The organism is Tardiphaga sp. 37S4 (assembly GCF_021044645.1).
Lineage (GTDB): Bacteria > Pseudomonadota > Alphaproteobacteria > Rhizobiales > Xanthobacteraceae > Tardiphaga > Tardiphaga robiniae.
Genome location: NZ_CP088008.1, coordinates 5,928,356 through 5,954,643, shown reverse-complemented (window position 1 = coordinate 5,954,643; position 26,288 = coordinate 5,928,356). Strand labels below are relative to the sequence as shown.

26 protein-coding genes and 1 tRNA gene are annotated in these 26,288 nt (G+C 59.8%); 4 read left to right on the top strand and 23 right to left on the bottom strand.

Annotation, left to right across the window (positions count from 1 at the left end; all coding sequences use genetic code 11):
• Positions 1-214: 214 nt before the first annotated feature.
• Positions 215-1,003: a DUF4167 domain-containing protein gene (locus LPB73_RS28280; RefSeq protein WP_231078949.1), complete on the top strand. Its 789-nt coding sequence runs from the start codon at positions 215-217 to the stop codon at positions 1,001-1,003.
• A 56-nt stretch (positions 1,004-1,059) separates the two neighbouring features.
• Here LPB73_RS28280 and LPB73_RS28275 read toward each other — a convergent pair whose 3' ends face one another.
• The 22 genes from LPB73_RS28275 to LPB73_RS28170 form a co-directional block, all read right to left on the bottom strand.
• Positions 1,060-2,196 carry a D-(-)-3-hydroxybutyrate oligomer hydrolase gene (locus tag LPB73_RS28275; RefSeq protein ID WP_231081274.1) on the bottom strand — a complete coding sequence of 379 codons (1,137 nt, stop codon included), beginning with the start codon at positions 2,194-2,196 and terminating at the stop codon, positions 1,060-1,062.
• A gap of 242 nt (positions 2,197-2,438) precedes the next feature.
• Positions 2,439-3,068, bottom strand: a complete 630-nt coding sequence (locus LPB73_RS28270) for an NUDIX hydrolase (RefSeq protein WP_231078948.1) — start codon at positions 3,066-3,068, stop codon at positions 2,439-2,441.
• A 56-nt stretch (positions 3,069-3,124) separates the two neighbouring features.
• Positions 3,125-4,792, bottom strand: coding sequence for a methyl-accepting chemotaxis protein (locus LPB73_RS28265; protein WP_231078947.1), 1,668 nt, complete (start codon positions 4,790-4,792; stop codon positions 3,125-3,127).
• A gap of 114 nt (positions 4,793-4,906) precedes the next feature.
• Positions 4,907-5,290 (bottom strand): ribbon-helix-helix domain-containing protein, encoded by a 384-nt coding sequence (locus LPB73_RS28260; RefSeq protein WP_231078946.1) that lies wholly within the window; start codon positions 5,288-5,290, stop codon positions 4,907-4,909.
• Positions 5,291-5,342: 52 nt separating this feature from the next.
• The gene (locus tag LPB73_RS28255) at positions 5,343-7,001 is read right to left on the bottom strand and encodes a TadG family pilus assembly protein (RefSeq protein WP_184512189.1); all 1,659 of its coding nucleotides are present in this window, start codon (positions 6,999-7,001) and stop codon (positions 5,343-5,345) included.
• Positions 7,002-7,013: 12 nt separating this feature from the next.
• A complete protein-coding gene (locus tag LPB73_RS28250; RefSeq protein WP_231078945.1) occupies positions 7,014-7,427 on the bottom strand; it encodes a TadE/TadG family type IV pilus assembly protein in 414 nt (137 codons plus the stop codon).
• A 175-nt stretch (positions 7,428-7,602) separates the two neighbouring features.
• Entirely contained in the window at positions 7,603-8,505 is a 903-nt protein-coding gene (locus LPB73_RS28245) for a LysR family transcriptional regulator (RefSeq protein ID WP_231078944.1), read from the bottom strand.
• Positions 8,506-8,853: 348 nt separating this feature from the next.
• Positions 8,854-9,204 (bottom strand): VanZ family protein, encoded by a 351-nt coding sequence (locus LPB73_RS28240; RefSeq protein WP_231078942.1) that lies wholly within the window; start codon positions 9,202-9,204, stop codon positions 8,854-8,856.
• 115 nt (positions 9,205-9,319) lie between these two features.
• Positions 9,320-9,994 (bottom strand): flavin reductase family protein, encoded by a 675-nt coding sequence (locus LPB73_RS28235; RefSeq protein ID WP_231078939.1) that lies wholly within the window; start codon positions 9,992-9,994, stop codon positions 9,320-9,322.
• A gap of 12 nt (positions 9,995-10,006) precedes the next feature.
• Positions 10,007-10,996 (bottom strand): amidohydrolase family protein, encoded by a 990-nt coding sequence (locus LPB73_RS28230; RefSeq protein WP_231078938.1) that lies wholly within the window; start codon positions 10,994-10,996, stop codon positions 10,007-10,009.
• Positions 10,997-11,012: 16 nt separating this feature from the next.
• Positions 11,013-12,398 (bottom strand): amidase, encoded by a 1,386-nt coding sequence (locus LPB73_RS28225; protein ID WP_231078937.1) that lies wholly within the window; start codon positions 12,396-12,398, stop codon positions 11,013-11,015.
• Positions 12,398-12,592 (bottom strand): hypothetical protein, encoded by a 195-nt coding sequence (locus tag LPB73_RS28220; RefSeq protein WP_231078936.1) that lies wholly within the window; start codon positions 12,590-12,592, stop codon positions 12,398-12,400. The genes LPB73_RS28225 and LPB73_RS28220 overlap by 1 nt, the downstream gene beginning before the upstream one ends.
• A 7-nt stretch (positions 12,593-12,599) precedes the next feature.
• Positions 12,600-13,304, bottom strand: coding sequence for an ABC transporter ATP-binding protein (locus tag LPB73_RS28215; RefSeq protein ID WP_231078935.1), 705 nt, complete (start codon positions 13,302-13,304; stop codon positions 12,600-12,602).
• Positions 13,297-14,052, bottom strand: coding sequence for an ABC transporter ATP-binding protein (locus tag LPB73_RS28210; RefSeq protein ID WP_231078934.1), 756 nt, complete (start codon positions 14,050-14,052; stop codon positions 13,297-13,299). The genes LPB73_RS28215 and LPB73_RS28210 overlap by 8 nt, the downstream gene beginning before the upstream one ends.
• 62 nt (positions 14,053-14,114) lie before the next feature.
• Entirely contained in the window at positions 14,115-15,374 is a 1,260-nt protein-coding gene (locus LPB73_RS28205) for an ABC transporter substrate-binding protein (RefSeq protein WP_089267737.1), read from the bottom strand.
• 45 nt (positions 15,375-15,419) lie between these two features.
• Positions 15,420-16,382, bottom strand: a complete 963-nt coding sequence (locus tag LPB73_RS28200; RefSeq protein ID WP_231078933.1) for a branched-chain amino acid ABC transporter permease — start codon at positions 16,380-16,382, stop codon at positions 15,420-15,422.
• On the bottom strand, positions 16,379-17,230 hold the full coding sequence (locus LPB73_RS28195; protein WP_149530020.1) for a branched-chain amino acid ABC transporter permease: 852 nt from the start codon (positions 17,228-17,230) through the stop codon (positions 16,379-16,381). The genes LPB73_RS28200 and LPB73_RS28195 overlap by 4 nt, the downstream gene beginning before the upstream one ends.
• Before the next feature lie 19 nt (positions 17,231-17,249).
• Positions 17,250-18,134, bottom strand: coding sequence for a polysaccharide deacetylase family protein (locus tag LPB73_RS28190; protein ID WP_231078931.1), 885 nt, complete (start codon positions 18,132-18,134; stop codon positions 17,250-17,252).
• A gap of 2 nt (positions 18,135-18,136) precedes the next feature.
• A complete protein-coding gene (locus LPB73_RS28185) occupies positions 18,137-18,844 on the bottom strand; it encodes a fumarylacetoacetate hydrolase family protein (protein ID WP_309942401.1) in 708 nt (235 codons plus the stop codon).
• A complete protein-coding gene (locus LPB73_RS28180) occupies positions 18,841-19,725 on the bottom strand; it encodes a polysaccharide deacetylase family protein (protein ID WP_231078929.1) in 885 nt (294 codons plus the stop codon). Before LPB73_RS28180 ends, LPB73_RS28185 begins: the two co-directional genes overlap by 4 nt.
• A 37-nt stretch (positions 19,726-19,762) precedes the next feature.
• Positions 19,763-20,410 (bottom strand): cysteine hydrolase, encoded by a 648-nt coding sequence (locus LPB73_RS28175; RefSeq protein ID WP_231078928.1) that lies wholly within the window; start codon positions 20,408-20,410, stop codon positions 19,763-19,765.
• A gap of 2 nt (positions 20,411-20,412) precedes the next feature.
• A complete protein-coding gene (locus tag LPB73_RS28170; RefSeq protein ID WP_231078927.1) occupies positions 20,413-21,654 on the bottom strand; it encodes an alpha/beta hydrolase family protein in 1,242 nt (413 codons plus the stop codon).
• A 227-nt stretch (positions 21,655-21,881) separates the two neighbouring features.
• Between LPB73_RS28170 and LPB73_RS28165 the strand changes: the two genes are divergently transcribed.
• Positions 21,882-22,631, top strand: a complete 750-nt coding sequence (locus LPB73_RS28165) for a GntR family transcriptional regulator (RefSeq protein ID WP_231078926.1) — start codon at positions 21,882-21,884, stop codon at positions 22,629-22,631.
• 106 nt (positions 22,632-22,737) lie between these two features.
• The gene (locus tag LPB73_RS28160) at positions 22,738-25,467 is read left to right on the top strand and encodes a bifunctional diguanylate cyclase/phosphodiesterase (protein ID WP_231078925.1); all 2,730 of its coding nucleotides are present in this window, start codon (positions 22,738-22,740) and stop codon (positions 25,465-25,467) included.
• Between the two features lie 60 nt (positions 25,468-25,527).
• Here the strand turns inward: LPB73_RS28160 and LPB73_RS28155 are convergent.
• Positions 25,528-25,604 (bottom strand) — tRNA-Arg (locus tag LPB73_RS28155).
• Between the two features lie 195 nt (positions 25,605-25,799).
• Between LPB73_RS28155 and LPB73_RS28150 the strand changes: the two genes are divergently transcribed.
• On the top strand, positions 25,800-26,180 hold the full coding sequence (locus LPB73_RS28150; RefSeq protein WP_231078924.1) for a hypothetical protein: 381 nt from the start codon (positions 25,800-25,802) through the stop codon (positions 26,178-26,180).
• Positions 26,181-26,288: the final 108 nt, after the last annotated feature.

Sequence of the window (26,288 nt, the reverse complement as noted above, 5' to 3'; positions counted from 1 at the left end):
TTTCGGCAGGTGGGTGATTTGGTCCGGCTGGCATGGTCAGCGGGCGGTTGGGGAACGCGTCTTTGTTGAACGCGAATGACGGCAAGATCGATGCAGCAAAGGTCTGCACGACGATTCGGGCGCTTCACGCGTCCGCATCCCGCAATGTGCTGCGGCAATCATCTCTTTGAAACATAGCTCTGTGACACTCTGGATCGATAACTGAAGGCGACACATGCGAAACGGTCAGAACAACAACAACAAGCGGATGCGGAACAACAACAACCGCAACAACAATAATAATAATAACAATAACAATCGGCGCGGCCAGAACCCGATGACCCGGGTCTTCGAATCGAATGGCCCCGACATCAAGATCCGCGGTACCGCCTCCCACGTCGCAGAGAAGTATGTCCAGCTCGCCCGCGATGCACGCAGCTCCGGCGATCCCGTTGCTGCCGAGAACTACTATCAGCACGCCGAGCACTATTTCCGCCTGATCGCCGCAGCGCAGGAGCAGTTCCGGCAGAATCAGCCGCAACCGCGCACCGAAAACGAGATGCCGCCTGAGGACAACGATGACGAGAGCGAGAGCTACTCGAACTTCGGTGCCGAGCCCGGTTTCGTGCCGGTACAACAGCAGCCCTTTGCGCAGCGCGAGCAGCCTCCGCAGCGTGAGGGTGGTCAGCCCTATCAGCAGCGCGGCGAACAGCCCTATCAGCCCCGCGAGAACAATAATCGCGAACACCGTCAGCAGAATCAGCCGCAGAGCCAGCCGCAATATCAGCCGCAACCGCAGCCGATGATGCCGGTCGGCGATGGTGTCGATCGTCTGCCTTCTTTCATCACGGGTGGTGCGCAGCCTCAGCCGGGTGCTGCTCCAGGCGGCTTCGAACAGAATGCTGGTGGAGAGCGCTTCCCGCCGCGTCGTCGCCGCCGTCCGCACGGTCCTCGCCCCGACGTTGCTGCAGCTGGCGCGCCGGCAGAAGCACCAAGCGACGATTTCAATCCAGGCAACTCATAAGCCCAGCCGCTCTCCGGCGAGAGAGCGCACATCACGAGGCTTAGATTGGCCGTGGCTCAAAAAGCCGCGGCCAATTCTTTTGCGCCTGGCAGATTGCTGTTGCTGTCCATTCGCGCATTGGTAACTGCGAGTAGCTTGGCCACGGTATTGTGGCGGATCGCCACCGGATTGCGCTCATACCCGCCACGCTGGAAGAAGTTCGCCGTCGGCACCTGTTCACGCATCGCCAGCGGCATGGTCACCATATCGAAGCCGTTGCCATCGCCAGTGAGATTCATCATCTCAAGCTCGGCTGCGCTGAGCGGGCGATCAAACCCGCGGGCGCGGGCAAAATTCACTGACGTCAGTAGTTTGTGGACCTGCAATTGCGGGCCGACATCCATGTCCAGCACCAGCGCGTGCATGGCCCAGCCCTGCGGGGTCGTGCCAAGCTTCTCAAGAGCGATCCAGTTTTGCGGAACAGTGCGCACAGTCGCCTGCATGCGCTTGAAGACCGCAATCTTGTGATCCATCGCCTTACGCTGCGGGCCCGAGAGCGCCGATGCCTTCTCGGTCAGAACTTTCAAAATCTGAGGCCCCTGTTCGGCAACGAGCGTCGTCGTATTGGCTGTGAGCAGCTGATTGTAGCCGATAGCGGTGGAGATCGCGCGAGACCCCGGACGTGACGGGTTCAGGCCCGACTGCATGTCATGGCCGCCATTGCCACCGGTCTCGAAGGAATAGACGCGTACCGCAATGTCGCGTGTCAGCCCGGCCTGCAGGGCGGCACGAGCATAAGCGCGCTTGAACTCCATCTCATTGGCAGGCCGCTGCGGCACGAACTGAAATTGCTCCCTTGCCGCCGCGAGGAAATCCGCCACCACCGGAAGATCCTTGCGGACGCGCGGATCGCTATCCTCGGGCTCCGGATTCACCGGACGTTTTGGTCCTTCATAAAGCGGCGCCTGTTCCAGCACGTAGTCATTCAGCGTGATCTGCTGGCGGTCGCGGCGCTTGGCATTGCGGATTTTTCGCTTCTCAGAGATTGCATCCCAATAGGCACCGGCCTCCTGATCGAAGGCCGCGCGCGCTTCCTGATATTCCGCAAGCTTGCGTCGGTATTCTGCGACGGCCTGCGGCGAGGCGCCCTGCGCCATCGCATTGGCAACGCCTGCCGGTAATTGGGCGGAATCCAGCGCATAACCGACCGGCATGAACAAAAATACCGCGAGCGGGACAGTGGCAGTAAAGGTGCGAATCAAATGAGACATGAGACCTGTCGAGATGTCAGCCGGCATAGCCGGCCATGCAGAGGAATGAGGCGGGACGCCGCCCCGCGCCCGTCCCAGGCGGGTCAAACATACCCCGCTTAAAATGACGTTGGATGAGTTTGGTGAACAATGTCTTTCCAAGGCCGGACGCTGCCTGCGCTGACACGTCGCGCCGGGGAGCAGAATCACTTCCAGGCGAAGACCGGCTGCTCCAGCTCGGCCACACGGGTGGTGCGCCCCGCAAGAACTTCGCTGAACTGATAGATCAGCGCGGCGGTTGGCGCGTGAATAAAGTGGCCGAAATGGCTGTAGCGGATCAGGCGCCGGTCGCTCTCGGGAATGGCAACGAAATCGAACGCCTGCGGCCGCGCGATCTGCGACAGCGCAATGCGATGAACCGAGGCGACCTCATCGGGGTTCGGCATCAATTGAACTCTGTCGTGCGCCCACATGACGACAGGCGTGATCAGATAGCCGGAGCGGGTCGGGTAATCGTCGAGGACGCCGATGACATCATCCTGCGTGAGCTGCAGACCGAGCTCCTCACGCAACTCGCGGATTGCCGCCTGCACGGGTGTCTCACCAGGATCGCAGCGACCGCCAGGAGGCGCCCATTGATTACTGTGAGCGCGCAGACCGGACGCGCGTAACGTCAGCAACAGCGAGGTCTCCAATTCGGTCGCCGCTTTAACCATCACAAGGGCCACCGCCGCATGCTTCAGCCCCGAAGCGTACTGGCCCTTGTCGATCCGCGTGAATGCGGCCAGGCGCGTCTCGATCATTGTTCGGGTGGCGGCATTGAACGGCAGGATCATCCGCAATTGATAGCACAATCGCGGATGATCCAACAAAGCCGTACAAATTCAGCGCATCAGGCCAGTTCAGATGCCGCGCGCTGCATGTTGTCCGACATATCACTGGTCACAGTGCTCTGCTCTTCGACGGCCGCCGCCGTCGAGGTCACGAACTCGTTAACATGTTCGATCGCCTGCTTGATCGAGACCAGTGCGCCAACCACGTCACCGGAGATACCGTTCAGGGCCTCGATTTCGCTGCTTATCTTGTCGGTCGCCTGCTTGGCCTGGTTGGCCAAATTCTTGACCTCCGCGGCCACCACCGCAAAGCCCCGCCCCGCCTCACCGGCGCGAGCCGATTCGATGGTCGCATTGAGGGCGAGCAGATTGATCTGGCCGGTGATGTCGCCGATGAGCCCAACGATGCCTCCCATGGCGTGTGCAGCCGAGGTAAGCCGCTGCGCCTGGATGTCCGCCGTCTCCACCTGTTGCACCGCGGATTCTGCCGTCTGCCGGGACTTCACCATCGTCTCGGAGATTTCGCGGATCGATGCATTCATCTCTTCGCTGCCAGCAGCGACTGACTCGATCAAGGAACGAGCGCGCTCCGCTTTCAAGCGTGCCATGGCCTGCGCCGTAATATCGGCAGCGTATTTGACCACCTTAAACGGCTTGCCATTCAGATCGAAAATCGGATTGTAGGATGCCTGGATCCAGATCTCCCGCCCCCCCTTTCCGATGCGCCTGTATTCTGCGGCCTGATAGGTCCCGCGATTGAGGCTCGCCCAGAATTCCACATAGGCCGCGCCAGATCGCTCTATCGGATCGACAAACATGCTGTGATGCCGGTCCCGGATTTCGTCGATCGTGTAACCGACCGTATCAAGGAAATTCTGGTTTGCCGTCAGGATGGTGCCATCCATGCGAAACTCGATGACCGCCTGCGACTTGCGAATAGCCGCCATCTGGCCGTTGCTATCAGCGGCCAGCAACTTTTGTTGGGTCACGTCGGTCGCGAATTTCACAACCTTGAACGGCTTGCCGGCATCATTGAGAATCGGATTATAGGTCGCGAGAATCCAGATTTCCTTGCCACCCTTGCCGACGCGCTTGTATTCGGCTGCCTGATACTCACCCCGGCCGAGCCGCGCCCAGAAGTCCCGGTAGGCTGCGCCATCGCGTTCACCGGCTTCCACGAACATGCTGTGATGCCGCCCCTGTATTTCGGACAGCGCGTAACCAAGCGTGTTCAGGAAATTCTCGTTTGCGGTAATGATAGTTCCGTCAAGATTGAATTCGATGACCGCCTGCGCACGGCTGATCGCAATCACTTTTCCGGAGGCTTCGAGGCTTTCGAGTTTCCGCGCTGTGATATCTGTAGCGAATTTGATGACTTTGAACGGCTTACCACTCTTGTCCATGATCGGGTTATAGGAGGCCTCGATCCAGATCTCCCTGCCGCCTTTGGCGACCCGCTTGAACTGCCCTGCCTGAAATTCGCCCCTGTTAAGGTTACCCCAGAACTCCCGATAAGCGACACTCTCGTGTACGGCAGGCTCCACAAATATACTGTGGTGCTTGCCCTTGATCTCATCGAGCGTGTAGCCGAGCGCCTTGAGAAAATTCTCATTCGCTTTGATGATCGTGCCATCGAGATTGAATTCTATGATGGCCTGGGAGCGACTGATGGCGGTCGCTTGCGCCGACGCATTCTGCAAATCGGTCTTGCTCTGTCGGTTAAACATCTGTCGCTCCGTGGCCAAAACGGCCGTTGTCGTAAAATAGTCGACGAACGACGTCGCGCGGCACTGCGCGTCGTTTTCTCAAATCAAATAAACTGGAAGGTTCGAGCAGCTGACCTAGTCGACCAGCTGCTGATTCTGTGATCCCTCACGCCCCCAATAGGCCGCTACCTTTTCAGCCAGCTGGTTGTGGTTGTCATGCAGCTTGGCATTGCTGCTAGCCGTCGGTTGATCGGCCGTACCGGCTGTCAAGCTGCGTGCAGCAATCTGCTGAAAATACTCGAGCACAGCGATACGCAGGTTGGATGATAGATTTGGTGTTTCGCGCTTGCGCTCAATCTTCTCGATATAGTGCTCGATAGTGGTATTCTCCATGCGAACGATCGCTTGCAGGCTGGCCCAGAAGCTGTCTTCCAGGCTGACGCTAGTGCGTTTTTTCGAGACGACAACCGAGCGCTTGCGATTAACGTTGGGGCGGTTCATTGCGGCTTCGTATCCCATTTTATCAGTCCTCTTCTGTTAAAGCTGGCATTGAAGTTCACGCGTTACTGATTCAGTTCACTAACACTGCGCCGTCACAGCGAATGCCGGATACCCACACATCGGCCTGTCCAATTCCGACGCCGAGACTTGCCAACGTTGCCGCCAGCAATTGATCGATTGAACTGGTTGCCCCGCTGATGATGCTGGTGACGAGTCCACCAAGACCCGGGATCGCCAAACCCAGTCCAAGAACACTGATGTTGAGGTCGCCAAGCAGACTGCCCGTCAGGGACGACGTGAAGTTTGTCGTGTTTACGGTCTTCTTCGTCTGCGACGTGATATCCGAATAGCTGAAATTGACGATGACCGGCGTGGTGTTGCCCATGCCCGCATGGGCCTTTGCCGTCACAATTGGAATACCCAGGAGATTCACAAGCGGTGCCGGCCCTGGATTCGGCTTGGTCGCAACATTGTTGAGGTCGGCTATAGTGACGTTACCTATCCATGCATCGACAATGCCCGGCGTAACGCCAAGCGTGACGCTCGATGTATTGACGTTGGGATAGCCGCAACTGACCTTGTTCAGCGTCGCTGTGCCCGACGCGACCTCTACATAAACCGGTAGATTGACCAATGACGCCGAACCACTTCCGATCAACTGGATGGATAGCAGCACACGTGTCTGAGCTGTATGAACACTGACGCCCTGCGTGCCCACGGCAATCCAGCCGGATCCCTGTGGCCGTGCGCCAATGGTCGCCGTCAGTGACGCGCTGGCAATGCCCGGCAGACCTAAATTGACGGATGTGGCGATCTGGTTGGTGCCGTTAGCGATTCCAGCTGTTGCCTGTAGCAAATCGTAAAGCGAGATGCTCACACCGTCTTTCGGCTTGACGCCCACGATCAGGTTTGCGTAGGGGCCCGCATCGATCAGCTTGCCAGGCGCAATCTTGGTCGTCACGGATGCCGAAGCCTGCGATATCGTCGAGAGTGCGGTGGTCGCGGTGCCGCTGCCATTGGTAGCCTGCTGCGCGCTCAGCGCTGCGGCAAGAACGTCCCCGATCTTGATGTTCGAATTCAGCAGCGTGTCATAAGTGACACCGGTCAGACCGACGCGCGTCGCCAGCGCCGAGAGGAAGGTGAAAGCATCAATGCGCGCGCCAAGAAGCGCATTGTAGTCCATGACTGACAGCGACAGGGTCGTGCCCAGCATTGATCCGAGAACACTATTCAACAAGCCGCCATTTAACGATGCCAATCGCGAACCGATCGAGAACGACGCGATGGCCGTCGTTGTTGCGGTCGCCGTTGTCTTGATGGTGAAATTGTTGCTGCCGGTAAAGAAATGGCTGAAGTAGAGGGGCGTCGCCGTCTGAAGACTGACCCGCGCCGCATTGGCTGTTCCAGTCGCTGGCGTGACAAAGCGGCTTTGCGCAGCGACGGCGGAATTGGTTGTGTAAGTTCCGAGTTCTACACCGACCAGAGCGCTGGCTGGATAGTTATTGCTGGTGACCGCCGCCTTTGCTGCGTTTGTCGCATTGCTTAAGTTGCTGGCCGCAACGATCGCGGCGAGATCCGTGGCAGCCTGCGTCTTGCGACGATCGGCGGCAATGGTCCCGATATCGACACCCAGTGCAGCACAACAAACGGCCAGGATCATGCCGCCCGCAGACATGATGGCAATATTTCCGCGCTGGTCGGTGCGAAACATCTTGAGAAGTGCGCGCATCGGTTCCATCGCTCAAAACCCTCCGTAGGGAATGGCGGCAGATCGCGAGACTTGCGATGGAGGCATCGGCACGAAAGGAAGTGAATAGATGAACATGGTCGACGCGTCGTAGTTGACCGTGACCACGAAGACGTTTGCGTTCGACGACGATGTCGCCGCATTGACGCTCAGCTTTGACGCATTGATCAGCGGATAAGTCGCGGCATTCGACGTGACATAGGTCGATGCGATCGAGCCACGTTCGGTCTCGGTCAGTCCGGCGACAGAGGAACGTGCCGCCTCGGCGGCAAGCTGCTGAACACCGTGAACGACCGCAAAATATGATCCGAAGACGACGATGCCGAAAACGATCGACAGGAAGACGGGAAGCAGCATCGCGAATTCGACTGCGGAAGAACCGCGTCGACACGATAGGAGTTTTTTCATAATGGCATCGAATCTCAACATGCGCTGAGTTTCGCAAGACCGCGTGAAAACTACCTATACAACTTCTGCTACCACTTGGTGGGATCGATCATCTCCAATGCCTGCATTGTGTTGGATGATGGCATTGGATTTGATGAGGTGATCATGTTTTCTGATACGCGCGCTGATGAGAGAACTATATACCGAAGAATTTAACGTGTAGTTCCTCTATTAGAATGCTGTGTTTCTTGCGAATACCCTCGCGCGCGCATAGCACGAGTTTGGGTATCGCCAGCTTTGGAAGATAATACTCATTGGCCGCCAAGAGCGACGCCGGGATCAGTGCCGTTGGCAGCAGGGTCAAACCGATGCCCGCCTTCGCAGCCTCGATCCGTGCATGATAGTCCGGGCTGGAAAATGCGATACGATAGATCATTCCCTTGCGCTCAAGCGCCTGAATCATGACGTTATGCACGATCTGCCCCGGCCAGGTCAGCAACGGAATGGGCGCGCCAGGGCTTAACGTAAAATCCCTGGATCGAACCCAAGTCAATTCATCGTCGCGTTGCGCGATGACATCGATGGCCGCATCCCCGGGCATATCGGAGATACTGAGGAACACGCCGACATCGACGTAGCCGTCGAGCATGCTTTTCGCGATCTCGGCCGAATTATCTGAATAGATGCAGACATTGCTCATCGCCGCCTTGCTCATCCCTTCCATTGCGCGTTGCGAATAGAAATTGGTCAGACCAAGCCGGATGGTCTGATCGTCGGGCGAAGCGCCACGCAGCAAGAGCAACTGGTCGTTCGCCTCCAAAATCTTCCTGGCCTGGATCAGAACGAGCTTTCCGAGTTCTGTCGTCGATGAGCCGTTGGCAGACTTCTGGAAGATACTGCCGCCGACCGCGTGCTCAATGCGCTTGATCTGCGAGCTGATGGCAGGCTGGCTCAGGCCGAGCAGCTTCGCGGCCTTGGTGATACTGCCGGCTTCGGAAATACCGACAACCGATCGCATGATTTCGGTTGGGATGCTCGAATGCTGGTACCGCCGATGCATAATACGTTGTCCTTTGAGATCGACGTCTTCTCCACGCAACGGAATTGTCCGCTTCGAGACCTCGCACCAAAGTCATCGGCCATCTACATCAATCTGGCCGAAACGTTTCTTAGGCTCGTCCAAATTGTAGACGCCACGGCATACACCATCCTTCAAGTTGTATCGGTGTCTTTTTACACATGCCAAGTACTTTCATGTGGAGACATGTGTGATTTCTGCCATTAGCAGTCTCAAGAGGGGGCGCGGGTAGAGCGCTACCGTGATTACACGTATTTTTTTTAAAGCCGCGAGATGTAAAGCATCGGGAGAGCGCTTCACAGGCTGGAACTCACCAAACGCGATTCGCGGAAAAAACTGACGTACCTCAGTGAGTAGTTCAGCTGATTGTCAACCTAAGGTGATAAATCGCTTTAAGGTCTGATGGAGCGCGAGCGATATCCCGATGCCGGTGACGCCACCTGCAAATTTGACCAGCGCATCCCGCGCCTCGCCGTGCCGGTCCGGCGTCAGATGTTGCAGCACCTCCAGCCCGACTGCCGCCCCCCCAACGAGCGTCAGAACAAGCCAGAGATGGCGGGGATAAGCGAGACCGAACAAAAGGCCCACGACTGCGAATGCGCCGAAGCGCTCAAGGCTGACGCCGCCAAAATGCGGCCGCAGCCCGATCGGTGACAGAGTCGCAAAAGCAATCAATGCAAGTGTAGTCCACGCGACAACAATGACGGTTTTCCGATACATCCAGCAGTCATATCCCATGCAAGCGCAGGAGCGACGATTTCTCACCTCTGACGGTTAATCGAACGCGCAGAGAACTACCACCGGCATTCCGACGCACTCCCCGAACAAAACTCCCTCAGCGGGAGCTGCGGAGTTGCCAGGTGTCGAAACTGTCGGGTTTGATCTCGAACCGATCTTGCATCCGTGCATACATGGTTCCCGCGATGCGTGCGACCGGAAGATAGTGATCGTAGTCCGTACGCAAGGTGACGGGGTCGACAACACCATCGCGAACCTGAATGCCCAGGACCTCTCCGACCAGTAGGTCGCGTTCTGCGCCAAAGTTCATCATTGTCACTTTTCGGCATTCCAGTGCCGCAGGCGCCTTCGCCAAATGCGGCACCGGCACATTGATGCCAGCCGTCATTGGAAGCTTCAAAGCGTCCAGTTCGCCGATGTCCGATGGAAAGCTGATCGAACAATCGACCATATCGTTGGCAAGGGCCTCATCCACCATATTGATAACAAACAACCCATTGGCGCGCACATTGCGGGTCGTGTCCTTGACCGACAGATCGGGCCTGGCCTGCAGGCCGACCACCACCAGCGGCGGCTTTTCGGAGAACACATTGAAGAAAGAGAACGGCGCTGCATTGACCACGCCAGCCTCGGAAATGGTTGTGATCAACGCAATCGGTCGCGGGACAACAAGACCACAAAGCAACTTGTAGCGCTCCGGCGCGCTAAGCTTGGCGAAATCAAAGTGGATCGTCATCGCAGGTTTTGCCTCTTGTGCCGCACCTTGCCGCAACGAGGCAGGAGCTTATCCGATCTTGAACAGCCGGCTCGCATTGCCGAACAGGACTTTCTGACGATCAGTGTCCGATAGCTTGGCCTTGTTGACCAGCCCCACCGGGTCGGGGTCCCCCATGTCAAACGGGTAGTCCGAGCCCATCATGACGCGATCCACGCCCACCGTCTTGACGAGATTGTCGATCAGCTCCCCAGAGAACACGCAGGTGTCAAACCAGAGCCGCTTGAGATAGGTCGACGGCGCATCTGCCGTGAGCCGGCGTACTTCCGGACGCACCTTCCAGGCGTGATCCAGTCGGGCTGCGTAGAATGGGTAGAAACCACCGCCATGAGCGATAACCACATCGAGATCCGGATGCCGGTCTAAAATGCCGCCCATGATGAAGTGGGCGATCGCAATGGTCTCCTCGATGGGCTGGCCGACGCTGTTGACCATGAAGAAATCGCCGAGCCGCTGGCCATGGGAGAAACCCAGGGGATGCACAAACAGCGGTATGCGCAGATTGGCAAGCCGCGCATAGAGTGGATCGAAGGCGGCATGGGACAGTTCGAGGTTTTCGACGCGGGTATCGATCTGGAATCCGCGCAGGCCGAGCTGCTCGACTGCATGAACCGCCTCCTCCACCGCACGCCCGGGAAACCGCATCGGCAGCGTACCCATCCCCGCGAAATGTGCAGGATCCTGCGCCACGAGCGCGGCAATGTCTTCGTTCTGCACGCGCGACAGCGCACATTGCAAATCCTCGTCGGCCCAGTAGTTCTGTTGCGCCGGTGCCGGCGCGATCACCTGAAAGTCGACGCCCATCTTCGCCATCATTTCGCGGCGCTTGGCGATGTCGAGCATCAGGCCCGGCAGCAGCTTGCCCTGCTCTGCATCAGTTTCGCGGCTCGCCGGCGACATGTCGCGCCGATAGGGATTGTCCATCGGGTCGTAATGTCCGGCCACCAACGGTTCGACGCGCTTGCTGAGTGCATGGGTGTGCATGTCAATGATGGGCATTCGAAATCTCTTCTTCTTAGTTCAGTTCGGCACTGGCGGGGACACGCTGATGCCAGTCGGTCGCGCCCTGATAGGCGTCAGCGGCGCGCAGGATATCGGCCTCGGCATAGGGGCGGCCGACCAGCTGGAACGCGATCGGCAGACCTGCCGCATCGAAGCCGCACGGCACTGACGCTCCGGGGAGACCGAGATAATTGATGCCGCGGGTGCAATGTGTGAGCTGGCCGATCACAGCAGCGACGTCGGCGGGATTGCCTTCGGTGGTCGCCGCGATGGTCGGTACCGGAATCGAGATCGCCGGCAGCAGCGCGAGATCGGCGGATCCGATGCAGGACGCGATCCATTGCTGGGTGATCTGCGTACGCAGCGACAGCGCTTCCACATAACGGGTCGCCGGATAGAGCAGGCCAGGCTCGATGCGCGAACGCACCTGATCGGCATAATCCTGCGGGCGGTCGATTAGCCAGCGGCGATGGATCGTCGCGGCCTCGACGCTCATGACGATCTGCATCAGCGCGTTGATCAAGGCCATATCCGGCGGTGAGGTCTCGACGACGGTGACGCCGAGCAACCGCAACGTCTTCACGGCTTCGTCGAGCGCAGTCGCCACATCCGGATGCAGGAGCTCGCGGTAGTACCCACCGGGAATTGCGATGCGCATCCCGGTCACACCCCTGTCGAGCGTCGCTTCATAGTCGCGATCCGCGATCACCGACAGCAGTCGCGCGGCATCCCGTGCGGTACGAGCCAGAGGTCCCGTGCAATCCAGTGAGGCAGATAGCGGCATCACACCATCGGTCGGAACCAGTCCCCAGGTCGGCTTCAGCCCGATCAGGCCGCACATCGCGCCGGGATGACGTAGTGAACCGCCGGTATCCGTCCCGAGCGAGCCGGTCACGAGGCGCGCGGCGACGGCGACGCCGGAACCGGAGGACGAGCCGCCCGGCACATGCCCCGGATTCCATGGGTTGCGTGCATGTCCCAGCGATTCATTATAGCCCGTCGGACTCATGGCGAATTCAGCCAGCTGCAGCCGGCCGAGATCGAGCGCGCCGGCGGCATCGAGCCGAGCGATCACCGTGGCTGTCACGTCGGCGCGAAAGTCCGCCCGGATTTTTGAGCCGCCACCGGACAGATCACCGGCGCGATAGAAGAGGTCTTTATGTGCAAGGGGCACGCCATGCAGTACTGGTAATGCCGCCCCCGATACGCGCAACTTGTCGGCGGCTTCGGCGGCGTCCAGCGCCCGTTCGTCGTCAAGCCGCACCACGGCATGCAATTTGCGGCCGATCAGATCGAGCCGTTCCAGCGCCACCGTTGTCGCCTTCACGGACGTGACTTCGCCTTTGGCGACAGCATCCGCGAGAGCGCAGAGATCAAGGGCTGCGATTGCGCTCTGCATCAGCGCTTGTCCATGCCAACGAGCCACGCCTGATAGGCGTAGGGCGTCGAATCGAACGCCATGTCTTGAATAGACGCATTCGCGACCCGCGTGTTGTTTTCCACGACCGGCTCCGTCATGCGCGGTGTGCGTTCAGCGGCGCTAGGCGCCTTGTTCAATTCGGCGGCTACTTGATGCAACAGGTCTTCGCTCATGATCACCTCAATGCACGCCGAGGCGCTGGAACAGCACATCAGTCTGCTGGTTCAGTTCCTGCGACGTGCCGTGATGCACGATCTGCCCGGTTTCCATAATGTAGACGCGATCGGCGACCGCCAGCGCGCTGTAGAGATTCTGCTCGACCAGCAGGATCGACAACCCTTCCTTTTTAAGATCGAGAATGATGCTCTCGAGGTGCTGCACCATCACCGGCGCGAGACCTTCGGACGGCTCGTCCATCAGGATCAATTCGGGATCGATCATCAGCGCACGGCCCACAGCCAGCATGCCGCGCTCACCGCCAGACAACTGGCCGCCGCGGTGGTGGCGGCGCTCGGCGAGCCGCGGAAAAATGCTGAATACGCGATCGAGCGTCCAGCCATCCTTGGCGCGCGCGCTCTTTAGCATGGTCAGATGTTCGGTCACCGTCAGCGACGGAAACAGCCGCCGCCCCTGCGGCACGATCGCAATCTTGCGATTGGCGATATCATGGGGACGCAGACCAATAAGGCTATCGCTGCGCCAGGTAATGGTGCCCGAGCGCACCTGCGGCGGCGTCAGGCCCATGATCGAGCGAATGAAGGTGGTCTTGCCCATACCATTGCGACCGAGCAGCGCCACGATCTCGCCAGGACGCACCTCAAGCGAGGCGCCGCGCACCACGACCGCGTCGCCGTAACCGCTGTGCAGATCCTTGACCTCAAGCATGACGCGGCTTCCCGAGATAGACTTCCTGGACCTTGGCGTTGCGGCGAATGCCTTCCGGCGGCTCCTCCACCAGCACACGGCCCTCAAACATGCAGGTGACGTAGTCAACCAGACCGAGCGCCAGATCCATGTCATGTTCGATCAGGATCACCGTAATTGCCGGGTCGAGCGAGCGGATCACGTCGGCAATCATCGAGCGCTCCGACGGCGACAGGCCGGCCGCGGGCTCATCCAGCAGCAACATGGTCGGCGTCGTCACCAGCGCAATCGCGATTTCGAGCTGACGCTGCTCGCCATAGGACATTTCCTTGACGATGATGTCCGCGCGTTCGGCGATCCGTGCGGCATTCAGCGCGGCCGCGATACGTGTAGCCTCGCTATCGTCCGGATCGGGCGAACCGAACAGCGAAAACTTCTTCGGCTTCAATCCGCGCAGCGCCAGCATCATGTTGTCTTGCACGCTCAGCGTGGGGAACAGATTGGTGATCTGGAAGGTGCGCGAGATGCCGAGCTGCGCACGCCGGTGTGGCGGCAGTCTGGACACATCATGCCCGTTGAATTTGATCTTGCCGGAGGTCGGCGGATGCGCGCCGGCGATGGCATTGAACAATGTGGTCTTGCCGGCGCCATTGGGGCCGATGATGGCGCGGCGCTGGCCCCGCGGCACAATCAGGCTGACGCCATCGACCGCCCGCAAGGCATCGAAGGCCACGACCACATCTGTCAGCGTCAGGATCGGTTCGGACACGAATAATTCCCAGTGAACGAGACGCGGCGATACGGCCGCGCCTCGATGTCAGCAATATTGAATCAGGTCTTCTTGATGCCCTGGAAGGTCCGCGAGTAAGGCGGCTGCTTCAGATAGGTCGCCGGATCGTACTTCCAGAATTGCGAGACATTCGGATAGGTCTCGATCGGCACGTTCCAGTATTTGCCATCGGCGCGCTTGACGACCTTGCGAATGTAGACGTCGTAGATCGGGTTGCCGTAGTCGTCGAACTTCACGGTCTTGCCGAGCGGCGAATTGTCGAGCTCGGTCTTCAGTACCGTATCGATAAAGGTTTCGCGGTCCTCGACCTTGCCGCCCATCTTCTTCAGCGCGGCATCGATCCACATCATGCCGGAATACATCGAGAAACCGTAGAGCGACGGGATCTTGCCGTACTTCGCCTCATAATCCTTCTCGAACTTTGCCGTGGTCGGGACGTCCGAACCTTCGGCGAAATGTGCCGCTGCGATGATGCCTTCGCATTCGGGGCCCATGGTGCGGATCACCGACTGGTCGGTGCCGTTCATCGCCATCAACAGCGGCGTCTTTTCCTTCAGGCCGAAGGACGCGTATTGCTGGATCAGACGAGTCGAGTCCGCGCCGGTCTCCATCGCGAAGATCGCGTCGACCTTGAGATCGGCGAGCTGGCCGAGATAGGGGCTGAAGTCGGCGGTGTTCAGCGGATGCCAGAACTGCTGCACGATCTGCCCGCCACCTTCAGTGAAGACCTGGGCGAGACCGCCGCACTGTTCGTGGCCGAAGGTGTAATCCTGGCTGATGGTGGCGATCTTCTTGTAACCCTGCTTCAGGGCCCAATCGCCGAACGGATGGGTGAAGGCGCTGGCTGAATAGCCGGCGACGCGGATTACGTTCTTGATGCGGGCGCGCTGGGTGAGATCGTCAGCCGCGATAATCGGAATGAAGTAGGGCGTTCCGGTGCCCTTGACGTAGTTGGCGACAGCAAGGCCGGTATTGGCGAGCAGGTTGCCGATCAGCATATGGCAATTGCCCTGCTCGACCAGGCGGCGCGCTTTCTGCAGAGCAGTGTCGGGATTCGACGCATCGTCCTCGATCACCAGCTCGACCTTGCGGCCGCCCATCTCGTTCTTTACCTGATCGAGATAGAACTGCACGCCCTCGACCATTTCCTTGCCGCCCGACGCGACAACGCCGGTCAGCGGCGCCAACAGACCGATCTTGATCGGGCCGGCCTGGGCCTGTGCGGAGCGCCACGGAGCGACGCCGACGCCCGCGGCAGCGACGGCCGCCGTCGTGTTCTTGAGAAATTGCCTGCGATCCATCTCGAAGTCCTTTCGTGAGCAACCCGATTGAAACGTGAAACCGACTTATCGCACCTTGCGCGAGGTGATCGCGCGCAGCTTGCCTATGATGCCCTCGGGGGCGAAGATCATGATGAGAACGAATGTGATGCCGAGAACCATCAGCCAGCGTTCGGTGTAAGAGCTGACGATGTTTTCCAGCACGATGATCGCCGCTGCCCCGACAAAGGCGCCGAACAACGTGCCGACACCGCCGGCGATCATCATCAACACGCCTTCCACCGATTGCGCGAGCGCGACGGTCGAAGGGCTGACGAAATTGTTGAACATCGCGTAGAGGCCCCCGGCGATACCGGCGAAGATGCCGGACACCGTAAAGCCGATGAACAGATGCAGCGGCACATTGTAACCGAGGCTGCGCATGCGACTTTCGCTATCGCGGATACCGCGCAGCGTCAGGCCGAACGGCGATCGCACGAACCGCCACATGGCAAAAGATACAATGACGGCGCCGGCGAGCACCGCCCAATAGAACGCGCTGTGGTTCATCAGGGCCGCCGGCCGCACATCGGCGCGCATGCCATTCTCGCCGCCGGTGACCTGCGTCCAGCGCAGGCAGACGCCCCACACGATCATGCCGAGCGCCAGCGTCAGCAGCAGGAAATAGACGCCAGAGGTGCGCACGGCGAGCAGCGCAAATATCGAGGCCACCGCGGTCGCCGCCAGCACACCGAGCGCGAAGCCCGTCCAGGGCGACAGACCGGCCTGGCCGGTCGCATAAACGACGACATAGGTCGAGACACCGAAGATGGCACCATGCCCGAGGGAAGTCCGGCCGGCAAAACCGGCGAGAATGTCGATCGACATGGCAAGGACTCCGAAGATCAACACTTCGGTGGCGAGGCCGACCTGATAGCTCGACAGCACCATCGGCAGGCAGGCTGCGACGATCACCACCAGCGCGGCGATGACGAGCGCACGGCTAGTCATGCCGGCGAGAACGGACGTTTTGGATACGGGCTGTGTCATGTGGCACGTCCGAACAGGCCGAGCGGACGGAATGCGAGCAACACCGCCATCGGGCCGAAGATCACGAAATAAGCGAGCTCGGGGAACATCACCTGACCGAGCGTATTCAGGAGCCCGACCAGCAAGCTACCGACACCGACGCCGACGAGGCTGCCACGCCCGCCAATGATGACGACGGCGAGACTGAAGGTGAGGATTTCCGCGTCCGCCGAGGGATAGAGCGACAGGAACGCGCCTCCCATCAGGCCGCCAAGGCCGGCCAGTGCCGAGCCGAACAGGAAGGTGAAGAGGAAGACACGGCGGATATTCACGCCGGACGCTTCGACCATCTCGGCATCGTCCACGCCGGCGCGGATCAGCGCGCCGAGCCTTGTATGATTGAGCAGCACCCATAGGCCGATGAAGACGAAGATGCCCATCCCCAGCACAAACAACCGGTAGATCGGATAGAAGGTGCCGAACACCCGCGTGCCGCCGCGCAACATCTCCGGGATCGGCACCGTGAAGCTGTCGCCGCCCCAGATCACCAGCGCGAGATCGTTGAGGAAAAAGGCGACGCCGAGCGTCAGCAGCACCTGCCGCAGCTCATTGCCGCGCACGAAGCGCAGCAATCCCTGATCGAGCACGAAGCCGATGGCCGCAATCGCCGCCATGGCGCCGATACCACCGACGACAAAGCTGCCGGTCTTCACCGCAACGCTATAACCGATATAGCCGCCGAACAGATACAGCGCGCCATGCGCGAGATTGACGATACGCAGCAGACCGAAGATCAGCGTGAAGCCGCTCGCCACCACGAACAGCAGCGCGGCGAAAGTCAGGCCGTTGAGGAGTTGAAAGAGACTCATGCCCTGCTGCTTGCCTGATCTATGCTTCTGGCGCTTTCGGTCCGACCGAAAGATACCAATCGAGAATCTGTTCGCCGGTCATGAAGGCCACGTCGGATTTCTTCTGGATGGTCTCGAAGATTCGGCGGAAATACTTCAGGCGATGCGGCGCGCCCATGATGTAGGGATGCACAACCAATGCCATGACACGGGCCGAATTCTCGGAATCCTCGTAAATCTGCTCGAACTGGTCGATGGCCCGGTCGTAATATTCCGACGCCTTGTGATGCTGGATCAGCATCATCGCCACGTCATTGCATTCCTGCGTATAGGGCACATTCACGATGGGCGTAGTCGTCGTCTTGAGCCACACCGGCTGATCGTCCAGCACCCAGTCGGCCACATAATCGTAGCCTTCCTGCTTCAGCAGGTCCGGTGTTTCCCAGGTCTCGGTCAGACCCGGCCCGAGCCAACCGCGCGGCCGCTTGCCTGTGACCTTCTCGATCACGTCGGCAGTCTTGCGGATATCCTCGCGTTCGTTCTCAACCTTCTGCATATTGCGCTGGGTGAAACCATGACCCATGAATTCCCAGTTGCGCGCCTTGGCTGCCTCGACGATGGGCGGGTAAGCAGCGATCGCCGAACCATTGATCGCCAGCGCGGCTGGGAGCTTGTAGTCGTCGAACACTTTCAGCATGCGCCAGAAGCCGACCCGATTGCCGTATTCGTGCCAGGCCCAGTTCGGAACGTCTGGCGACGGCGAGCCGCCGGCCGGCGGTGTCAGCACCGTACGCGGCATCGGCTGCTTGGCGTCCCATTCCTCGACATTGACGATGATCCACACTGCCATGCGCTTGCCATTCGGCAGCTTCAGCGGTGGACGAGCGTCAATCGGCGAGTAGGAAATGCGTTCGGTCGGCAACATGATCAGGTCTCCGGCTCAACGATGGTAATGCCGAGCGACGGCAGGCCTTCGATCCGCGCGTCGATAACGTCGCCCGGAACGACGGGACCCACGCCGGCAGGCGTGCCCGTATAGATGAGATCGCCCGGCTCGAGCTTCATCTGCTTCGAGAGCTGCGCCACGATCTCCGGCACGCTCCAGATCATCTGGCCGATATCGCCGCGCTGCTTCTCGACGCCGTTCACCGACAGCGTGATCGCGCAATTGTTGAAATGCCGGGCATCGCGTGCCGGCGCAATTTCGCCGCAAGGCGCCGACGCGTCGAAGCTTTTGCCCATTTCCCAAGGCAGTCGCATATCGCGGGCATCGCGCTGGCGGTCGCGACGGGTGAGGTCGATGCCAACGGCATAACCCCAGATGTGATCGAGCGCATCCTCCACCGCGATATCGCGGCCGCCGCGTCCGATGGCCAGCACCAGCTCAACCTCGAACTGGAAGTCCTCGGTGAACGCCGGATAAGGCACGCGCGCGCCGTCCGGCACCACGCTGTCGCGCGGCTTCTGGAAGAAGAACGGCGGATCGCGCTCGTCGGCTTCCTTCATCTCGCGGATGTGGTCGAGATAGTTGCGCCCCACGCAATAGACGCGGCGTACAGGGAAAAAGCCGCCACCTACGACCGGCACGCCGGTGACGGGAATTGCGGGCAGCATCTGCTGGGACGTCACGCTCACTTCGTCACCTGGGTATTGTACCAGTCGAGGATCTGGGCGCCATTCCAATGCACCACGCCTTCGAACTGGTTGACGTAATCATAGATCGCTTCGAGATACTTGATGCGGAACGGCTGACCTGAAATATACGGGTGGATCGCGATCGACATGATCTTCGGCCGCTCGGCGCTTTCAGCATAGAGGCGATCAAACTGATCCTTGGCGCGGTTCAGGAGCTGCGTGCTCTCGTGATGTTGCACCATCATCATCGGGATGTCGTTCATCTCTACCGTGTAAGGCAGCGTTGTGAGCGGCCCCTTCTCGGTACGGATCACGGTCGGTTCGTCGTCATAGACCCAGTCACCGATATATTTCACGCCGGCTTCGGCGAGGAATTCCGGAGTCTCCAGCGTCTGCGTAAGACCCGGCCCGAGCCAGCCCACCGGGCGCTTGCCGGTGAAGTTCTCAATCACATCCATCGAGCGGTTGATCATCGCTTTCTGGTCGGCCTCCTTGTGGATGGGCCCCTGCTCATAGGCATGGCCCATGAACTCCCAGCCGGCGTCCTTCGCCTGCTGGGCTACGCGTGGATAGTCCTCGCAGACACGCGCATTAATCGACAGCGTGGGCTTGATGCCGAGCTTCTTGTAGAGATCGAAGAAACGCCAGACACCGACACGCATCCCGTATTCGTGCCAGCCCCAATTGGCGACATCGGGCAGCAGCGGAACGCCGGTCGGCGCCGGCAGCACCTGACGCGCCATCGGCTTGGCAATATCCCAGACCTCAAGATTGACGATGGTCCAGACGATCATGCGGGCATTGCCCGGCAGCTTCAGTTTGGGACGATCGACGATGGCGGAATAATCGCAACGCTCGCGCGGCTGCATGGGACCGGTCATGGCTGGATACCCTTCGAAAGTGGGGGATTGTAGGAGATCATGCGGCGCGTCCTGCGCCCTTGAGGCCATCGAGCTGCATCACCGCATCGGTATCCATCACGAAACCGAAGGCGGTGCGGATACAGGCGAGGCCTGCGGCATGCAACTCTGGCCCGTCCATGCTGTCGACGCAGTCCTCGACGACGATCACCGAATAATCCCGCACATTGGCAGCCGTCGTCGTCGCCAATACGCAGGAGTTAGTGTTCACGCCGGTGATGAGCAGTGTATTGACGCTGTGCGAACGCAACACGAAATCGAGATCGGTGCCCAAGAAGCAATCGTAGCGCTTCTTGGTGTTGACGATGAAGTCGCTGGGGTCCAGCAGCTCCGGCATCACGGTGCAGCCGGGGCCGCCCATGATATTGTGCCGCATCACATTCTTGCGCGTTGCTTTTGGATCCTCGGCGCGGGTCCGCCAGAACGGGTTGGCGCGGATTTCTTCTTCGTCGCGATAGGACGTGACCTGATGGATCACGGGGATGCCGACACTACGGCACCAGTCAAACAACCGCTTGTTGGAGGCAATGACCTGTTTCGCCACATCCGGCGTCGTCGGCATGGTTGCCACCGACATGTCGAGATGACCGCGATGCAGATCGATCGCAACGACGGCTGCCTTGATTTGATTGACGCCGAGATTCATGATCACACCAGCGGGTTGAATGAGGTCTTCAGCAGAGTGCGCTGATCGATCTTGAATTTGTCGGCGAGCCAGTCGGCCAGCACTTCCTGACCAATGGTCGGATTGTCGTGCTGGCAATGTTCAGCGCCAGTCTCATCCGGCTCAAGCACGCGCAACGTCGCATCGACACCATTGGCAATGGCGTGGTCATAGGTCGAGCGCGCCGCGGTCACCGTGAGCACGTCGTGGCCGCCATGCAGCACGAGATACGGACACTTCATGTGCTCGAGATGACCCTTCAGCGTAAAGGGCTTCATCAGCTCATGAGCTTCCTTCATGGTCTTGGCGCCAAATACCCAGCGGATATGCATCGCCAGACCGAAGTCGTCGCCCTTCTGGCCCCACATGTCATGCACCGACCAGACAGCCCCGTGCGAGATCACCGCCGCGAGGCGATGCTCGTAACAGCCGGCGCGCGCGGCGTAGTAACCGCCCATGCTGGAGCCGCAGACCGCGATGCGCGAGCTATCGACATCGGCGCGCTTTTCGAGCCAGTCGATACATTTGCCGACCGGCACTTCCGTATCGGCGCGGGTTGCAAGTCCGTGGCGGCGCAAGGTACCGCCCTGCCCGGGCAGATCGACCATCAGCACCGAGATGCCGCGCTGCAGGCAACCATGGGCCTGCATGAACCACATCTCGTCCTTGATGGAGTCGAGACCGCCCATGCAGATCAGCACCGGCAGCTTGTCTCCCGGAAATGGCGCACGGATGAAGTAGCCGCAGATCGGCTTGCCCGGCTCATAAGGGATTTCGACCACTTCGCCGGGCGGATTGAGATAGGAAATGAACTTATGCGAGCAGGCTTCCATCTTCTCGAAGGTCGGCAGCCGTCGCGGATCGGTCGGCTCGAGATGAAATTCGGCTTGGCGGTAATAATCGGCAGCCCGCAGGAAACAGTTCATCGCCGTGCGGATGTGGCCGAGCCTCTCTTCGGCCAAGCCGCGCTGCCAGTTGGCATCCGCGATCACCATCCACTCTTTATGCCAGCTTTCGAGATCGCCCGGGATCATCCGCGAACCGGCCAGCATCACCTCGGACACGCTGCCCCCGCCTTCCTGGGTCTCACCGAGACCGCGGCGGAATTGATAGGCAAGCCAGGGATGCTCCGGCCAGTGATGCCAGCCAAACGGCTCATAGTGCGGGGTGCGATCCGCCGTGATCTCCTCGATGGCGTTTTCGCCGATCGACTTCCCTGCCGCCATGAGACGCGTACCGCCTGCTTCTTGTGAACGTGACCGCATCATTGCGGGTTCGGGTCACGAGTCAATCATAATTACATACACTTTTCCCTATGCTCATCATTTCCGCGAATTGCCTCCCCTTTATGCGCGATATTTATGCAGCAAAATTGCGCTTTCCTGTATGCTGAGTAGCAAAGACGGATCACACTCGGATTTAATTGTATTCACTTTGCTGCGGAGCACCACCGATGCCCGACTCATCCCTCTTGCCGCCGCCTGAAGCTGGCGGCCCCGGCCGCGCCGCTAACCGGTCGCTATCGGTGACGGATCAGATCCGCGACGCCATTCTGGATGGCACGGTCAGCGCAGGCGAACGGATCAACGAGGTCCGCTTCAGCAAGACGCTGGAGGTCTCGCGGACCCCCGTCCGGGCTGCCTTGCAGGCACTGGCCGGCGAAGGGCTGCTCGACTACGCCCCCAATCGCGGCTTCACCGTCCGTGAATTCCCGCTCTCGGCCATCGTCGATGCTTATGAAATTCGCGCATCGCTGGAAGGCGTGGCCGCACGCTTCGCCGCCGAACGTGGACTGAGCGCCGAGGAGCGCGCCATCATCGAGGAAAGCCTTGTCGCCGGCGATAAACTGCTGGCGCGCGGTGAGTTCGCGGAAGGCGATCTTACCATCTATCGCGGCATCAATGGCGACTTCCACGACACCCTGCTGGGCGCCGCCCGTAACCGCATGCTGGCGGAGATGATCCGGATCTGCCACCACGTGCCGATGTCATCGAGCCGCAACATCGTCGCCTTCGAGCATCGCGACGTGCGCCGGCGCCATGATGATCACCACCGGATCTACGACGCCATTATGGCCCGCGAGCCCTGGCGCGCGGAGGTACTGATGCGCGAACACGTCTCCGGCGTGAAATCCTCGCTGGTCAAATCGCTGATCGAGCGCGGCGAGCAGGCCGATATCGTCAATGGTTCGGCGGCGGGATAGGCCACCGGCGGCGTATCGACATCGTCGCGATGGCGCAGCGTCTTAACCTATCATTCACCGAAGTTCGTAACGGCGCGTTGGCGGCCCCCCCGGTACAAAACTACGCATGGGGCAAAACGACGCAAAGTCGGGGGAACGGTCTGATGGCGCTGGCGGCCTTGCTGGCTTCGCCGCGCTGCGCCGTTTCCGATTTCAAGGCGGGCCGATCCAAGGCCTCATCCTGTGCGGCTGCCTGCTGATTACCGCCATCGCCATCGGCACGGCCTACATCACCGTCCATTTCAGAGACCGCGCCATCGAGAGCAAGAAGCGCGAACTGGAGAACACGGTTCTGCTGGTCGCGCGACACTTCGACCAGCAGTTCGGAGACCTGCAGGGCATCCAGAACGACGTCATCACCTATATGAAGTCGGCCAACATCCAGAACAGCGCCGCCTATCAGCATCTGATGTCGGGGATCGACGTCCACCGCATGCTACGCACCAAGCTCAGCAGCCTGCCCTATGTCGGCGGCATCAACCTGTTCGATTCCGAAGGCAAGCTGCTCAACTCGTCGGAAACCTGGCCGGTGCCTGCCATCGACATTGCCGACCGTCAGCATTTCCAGACGCTGCAGGCCGACAACGGGCCCGCGGTCGTATTGGCCGAACCCGTCATCAGCAGGGTGACTGGTGCATGGACCGCCGTGTTTTCGCGCAAGCTGATCGGACGCCATGGCGAATTCATGGGCATCATCAGCCGCGGCGTCGAGCCGGTTCACTTCGAGAGCTTCTTCGCATCCCTCGCGCTCGAAAAAGACGCCAAGATCTTGATGATCCACCGCAACGGCACCGTGCTTGCTCGCTATCCGCAGAACGAGACCGTTATCGGCCAGAACCTCAGCAACAGCTCAGTCTTCAAGGACCTCTGGTCGACGGGCGGAACCTCGACGGGGCACTATATCAGCCCGATCGACGGGGAAGACGAATTGGGCTCCGCAAGGCGCCTCGCGGCGGCTCCCGTGATGATCGTCGCGACCACCAGCATGCCCGCGGCCCTGCATGACTGGCGCGAGCAGACCAAATATCAAATCATCGGTGCGACACTTACCGCATTGGTGATCCTGGCGACGCTGTTCCTGATCGTCCGGCAGCTGAACCGCCAGCACCGCTCGGCCGAACGGATGCTGGCGCAAAAATCGACACATCTCGATACTGCAATCAACAATATGACGCAGGGCCTGCTGTTGTTCGATGCCTATGGCCGGCTGGTCGTCTGCAATCAGCGCTTCATCGACATGTTCGGACTATCCGACAAGATCGTGAAGCCAGGCTGCTATTTCCGCGACCTCATCCAGCATCGCAAGGACAACGGAACCTTCATCGGCGATGTCGACGAATACTGCACGTCGTTCTTGCGAAGCGTTGCTGAAGGCCCTGTCCACGATACGCTACTGACCACGCCGGATGGTCGTTCGATCCAGATCCTCGTTCAGAGATCGGGGGACGGCGGCTGGGCCTCGACGCTCGAGGACATCACCGATCGCAAACGTTCGGAAGAGCGCATTGCCCATCTTGCGCATTACGACGCTCTGACAGATCTTCCCAATCGGGTGATGTTCCGTGAGCGCCTCGAAGCGGAAATCGCAACGCTCCACGACGGCGCGCGATTTGCGATTCTCTATATCGATATCGATGAGTTCAAGAGCGTCAATGACACGCTCGGTCATGCGATCGGCGACGAACTGCTAAAAATCGTGGCCACGCGGCTGCGCAGCTGTGTCGGTAATGCGGGCTTTGTCGCACGACTTGGCGGCGACGAATTCGCCATCGTGCATACGGGAATTGCTCGCCGCAGCGATGTCACCCATCTAGTGGTGCCGCTCTATGACGCCATCCGGCAGCCCTATGAATGCCTTGGTCACCAGATCACGACCGATGCCAGCATCGGAATCGCTGTAGCCCCCGATGACGGCTCCGATCTCGACGAATTGCTGAGACATGCCGACCTTGCAATGTATAGCGCCAAGGCCGCCGGACGGCGCACCTTTCGCTTCTTCGAGCCTGCCATGGATGAAGGCGCAAGGGCGCGGCGCGCGCTGGAGCAGGATCTGCGGAAGGCGCTCGCGGAAGACGGACTTGAGGTTCACTATCAACCCGTCGTCGATATCGCCAGCAACGAGATTACTGGTTGCGAAGCGTTGCTCCGCTGGCGGCATCCGGTTCGCGGCATGGTTTCACCGGCAGAGTTCATTCCGATCGCCGAAGAAACCGGCCTGATTACCGAACTCGGCAATTGGGTATTGCGAACGGCATGCGCTGAGGCGGCCTCCTGGCCGGCGCCGATCAAGCTCGCTGTCAATGTATCGCCGATTCAATTCACGACGCAGACCCTGGCCTTGAATGTCACTCGAGCCCTCGTGGCAGCCAACTTGCCAGCTCACCGACTCGAGCTTGAGGTCACCGAAACAGTGCTGATCCGCGATGATGAGATGGCGCTCGCGATCCTCCATCAGCTCCGCGGCATTGGTGTCGGGATTGCGCTGGACGATTTCGGGACCGGCTATTCGTCGCTCAGCTATCTGCAGCGATTCCCGTTCGACAAGGTCAAGATCGACCGCAGTTTCATCCGGGACATCGTGGCGCCCGGCGGATCGTCATCGATCGTACAGGCGGTTGTAACCATCGCTGCCGCCCGCAACATGATCACCACGGCGGAGGGCGTTGAGACAGCCGATCAACTCGACGCACTGCGTATGCTCGGTTGTACCCAGATGCAGGGTTTTCTTTTCAGTGCCGCCAAGCCGTCACGAGAGATTCGCGCCATGCTCCAGAAGCGCGAGATCGCCGTCGCCTGACATTAGCAGGCCCGAAATCGTCGCGAAAATGGCCTGTTTTGGATTAAACAGAAGGAAAGCTGGCGATCCCGGCATGACTCGAACATGCGACCTACGGTTTAGGAAACCGTCGCTCTATCCGGCTGAGCTACGGGACCGCGATCCCGGTCAGGAACACCGGGCATGGACAGTTCCATACCAGAGCCGTTCGATCATCGCTACCCGTTGGCAGTTCAAATAGGACGGGGCCGGAACCGGCGTCACATGCCCTTAAAAGATCGGGACATCTATCGCGGAACGTCTCGGACCGCCCATCGTTGGCTGGTTGTCATAATAACGATGGAGAATCCCGCATGACAAAGATGAAACTTCTTGCTGCTGCTGCCGTGGTCTCTGGCTTGATCGCTACGCCAGTGATGGCAAAGGACCCGATGAATCGCCGGGCGCAGGCCACGCAGGAATATCGCGCCAGTACGGTCGATAGCGGCTATCGTGATTCGGGCTTCTGGCCGGGTGACGTTGCAGCAGGCGTGGTTGGCGGCGCGGTCGGTGTAGCGGGTGCGGCTGTGGGCACCGCCGGGGCCATCGCAACTGCGCCGTTCCGGAACAGCTACAATTCCTATGATGGCTACAATGGCGTCCCGCGCGATTCCTACGCACAGCGCATGGGCTTCGTGTGTCAGCCGGGAACTTGGTTCCGCGGCGAGGACGGCCGACGACACATCTGCCAGTAATACAACTGACATCTGAGAAAAAGGGCGGCCCCAAGGACCGCCCTTTTTCGTGTCTGTTATCCGATAGAGTTCCAGGCGCAAGAAACGAAACGACAACACCGCTCCATC

Excerpts from the sequence above, each read along its gene's own strand:
- LPB73_RS28280 (WP_231078949.1), top strand. The coding sequence starts at position 215 with ATGCGAAACGGTCAGAACAACAACAACAAGCGGATGCGGAACAACAAC.
- LPB73_RS28275 (WP_231081274.1), bottom strand. The coding sequence starts at position 2,196 with ATGCCGGTCGGTTATGCGCTGGATTCCGCCCAATTACCGGCAGGCGTT.
- LPB73_RS28270 (WP_231078948.1), bottom strand. The coding sequence starts at position 3,068 with ATGATCCTGCCGTTCAATGCCGCCACCCGAACAATGATCGAGACGCGC.
- LPB73_RS28265 (WP_231078947.1), bottom strand. The coding sequence starts at position 4,792 with ATGTTTAACCGACAGAGCAAGACCGATTTGCAGAATGCGTCGGCGCAA.
- LPB73_RS28260 (WP_231078946.1), bottom strand. The coding sequence starts at position 5,290 with ATGGGATACGAAGCCGCAATGAACCGCCCCAACGTTAATCGCAAGCGC.
- LPB73_RS28255 (WP_184512189.1), bottom strand. The coding sequence starts at position 7,001 with ATGCGCGCACTTCTCAAGATGTTTCGCACCGACCAGCGCGGAAATATT.
- LPB73_RS28250 (WP_231078945.1), bottom strand. The coding sequence starts at position 7,427 with ATGAAAAAACTCCTATCGTGTCGACGCGGTTCTTCCGCAGTCGAATTC.
- LPB73_RS28240 (WP_231078942.1), bottom strand. The coding sequence starts at position 9,204 with ATGTATCGGAAAACCGTCATTGTTGTCGCGTGGACTACACTTGCATTG.
- LPB73_RS28230 (WP_231078938.1), bottom strand. The coding sequence starts at position 10,996 with ATGCCCATCATTGACATGCACACCCATGCACTCAGCAAGCGCGTCGAA.
- LPB73_RS28225 (WP_231078937.1), bottom strand. The coding sequence starts at position 12,398 with ATGCAGAGCGCAATCGCAGCCCTTGATCTCTGCGCTCTCGCGGATGCT.
- LPB73_RS28220 (WP_231078936.1), bottom strand. The coding sequence starts at position 12,592 with ATGAGCGAAGACCTGTTGCATCAAGTAGCCGCCGAATTGAACAAGGCG.
- LPB73_RS28215 (WP_231078935.1), bottom strand. The coding sequence starts at position 13,304 with ATGCTTGAGGTCAAGGATCTGCACAGCGGTTACGGCGACGCGGTCGTG.
- LPB73_RS28205 (WP_089267737.1), bottom strand. The coding sequence starts at position 15,374 with ATGGATCGCAGGCAATTTCTCAAGAACACGACGGCGGCCGTCGCTGCC.
- LPB73_RS28200 (WP_231078933.1), bottom strand. The coding sequence starts at position 16,382 with ATGACACAGCCCGTATCCAAAACGTCCGTTCTCGCCGGCATGACTAGC.
- LPB73_RS28195 (WP_149530020.1), bottom strand. The coding sequence starts at position 17,230 with ATGAGTCTCTTTCAACTCCTCAACGGCCTGACTTTCGCCGCGCTGCTG.
- LPB73_RS28190 (WP_231078931.1), bottom strand. The coding sequence starts at position 18,134 with ATGTTGCCGACCGAACGCATTTCCTACTCGCCGATTGACGCTCGTCCA.
- LPB73_RS28180 (WP_231078929.1), bottom strand. The coding sequence starts at position 19,725 with ATGACCGGTCCCATGCAGCCGCGCGAGCGTTGCGATTATTCCGCCATC.
- LPB73_RS28175 (WP_231078928.1), bottom strand. The coding sequence starts at position 20,410 with ATGAATCTCGGCGTCAATCAAATCAAGGCAGCCGTCGTTGCGATCGAT.
- LPB73_RS28170 (WP_231078927.1), bottom strand. The coding sequence starts at position 21,654 with ATGGCGGCAGGGAAGTCGATCGGCGAAAACGCCATCGAGGAGATCACG.
- LPB73_RS28165 (WP_231078926.1), top strand. The coding sequence starts at position 21,882 with ATGCCCGACTCATCCCTCTTGCCGCCGCCTGAAGCTGGCGGCCCCGGC.
- LPB73_RS28160 (WP_231078925.1), top strand. The coding sequence starts at position 22,738 with ATGGGGCAAAACGACGCAAAGTCGGGGGAACGGTCTGATGGCGCTGGC.
- LPB73_RS28150 (WP_231078924.1), top strand. The coding sequence starts at position 25,800 with ATGACAAAGATGAAACTTCTTGCTGCTGCTGCCGTGGTCTCTGGCTTG.